Consider the following 1,227-nt stretch of genomic DNA (forward strand, 5'->3'; position numbering starts at 1 on the left):
CATTCCTTCTCTCAGATTACGCGTCAGCAACCGAGTCCTTCCGTCTTTCCATACATAGCACTAATTGGTTCAGCGTACTTCCCCCACACACGCAACCAGGAGCCGGTAGCATAAGTCACCACCACTCTTGAGGCCACGTGCACTTCTACATTGTGGCCGTAATCCTTGTTGGCCCTGGGGACTGATGCAGGGTTAGGTGACCTCTAATTTGGCTTGTTCATAGGCAAGCCTGGAAGGATAGACACCATGCCACAGCCCTACCCGAAAGAATTCCGCGACGACGTCATCCGCGTCGTCCAGACCAGGGATTCCAAGACGACGATCGGACAGATCGCCAAGGACTTCGGAGTCCACGAAGGCACCATCAACAAATGGCTCCGCCAAGCAGAAATCGATGCCGGCAACAAACCCGGCAACACCAGCGACGAGTCCGCCGAACTACGAGAGATGCGTCGGCGCAATCGTCTGCTTGAGCAGGAGAACGAGGTCCTGCGCCGCGCGGCCGCGTATCTGTCACAGGCGAATCTGCCGTCAAAAGGCTCTACCCGGCCGTGAGAGAGCTCGCCGCCGACGGGATCCCCGTGGCGGTGTCAGAGGGGGTACCTCCCGCTTGAGAGCGGAGCGCGCGGGGGAGCGGGTCTTGAAGCTCTCCCGCCAGCCCTACTACCGGTGGCTGGCAGCACCCATCCCTGAAGCAGTCGTCATTGAGGCATATCGGGCCGATGCGCACTTCGATGCCCACCGCGATGATCCCGAGTTCTGGTACCGATACCTCGCCGACGAAGCCGAAGCGGCCGGCCAACCCATGGCGGCACGCACTGCGTGGCGGTTGTGTTCGGCCAATGACTGGTTTTCCGCCTTCGGTAAGGGCCGGGCGAAGAACGGGAAGAAACCCGGCCCACCCGTTCACGACGATCTGTGCGCGGTTGTCGATGCCGACGGGCGGACCAGGCACGAGTTTCGAGCTGATGGACCGAATCAGCTGTGGTTGACCGACATTGTGCGCCACGAGGCGCTGTTGAACCGAGTGGAGGTGAGAGACCACCACCGCCTGGCTGTCGCAGCAGCCAGGTGAAGTTGAGGGCAGCCTGAACTCCGGGATGGGAGCGAGGGCGGGAAGCAGCCCTGACAACGCCGAGACGATTCCAGTACTGCCAGATGGGTCGGGCTCGGCTAACACGACGGAGAGGTACACGCATAGGAACCAGTGTCCGAACGCTCCTCAAG

General features: G+C 61.0%; 2 protein-coding genes. Both read left to right on the forward strand.

The features are described 5' to 3' along the window. Positions 1 to 246: 246 nt before the first annotated feature. Positions 247 to 555 (forward strand): transposase, encoded by a 309-nt coding sequence (locus BSP109_RS17575; RefSeq protein ID WP_219618455.1) that lies wholly within the window; start codon positions 247 to 249, stop codon positions 553 to 555. A gap of 85 nt (positions 556 to 640) precedes the next feature. After that, positions 641 to 1,075, forward strand: a complete 435-nt coding sequence (locus BSP109_RS17405; protein WP_180959809.1) for a hypothetical protein — start codon at positions 641 to 643, stop codon at positions 1,073 to 1,075. Positions 1,076 to 1,227 lie beyond the last annotated feature (152 nt).

Origin of the sequence: Brevibacterium sp. Mu109, assembly GCF_900169375.1 — a bacterium.
GTDB classification, from domain to species: Bacteria; Actinomycetota; Actinomycetes; order Actinomycetales; family Brevibacteriaceae; genus Brevibacterium; species Brevibacterium yomogidense_A.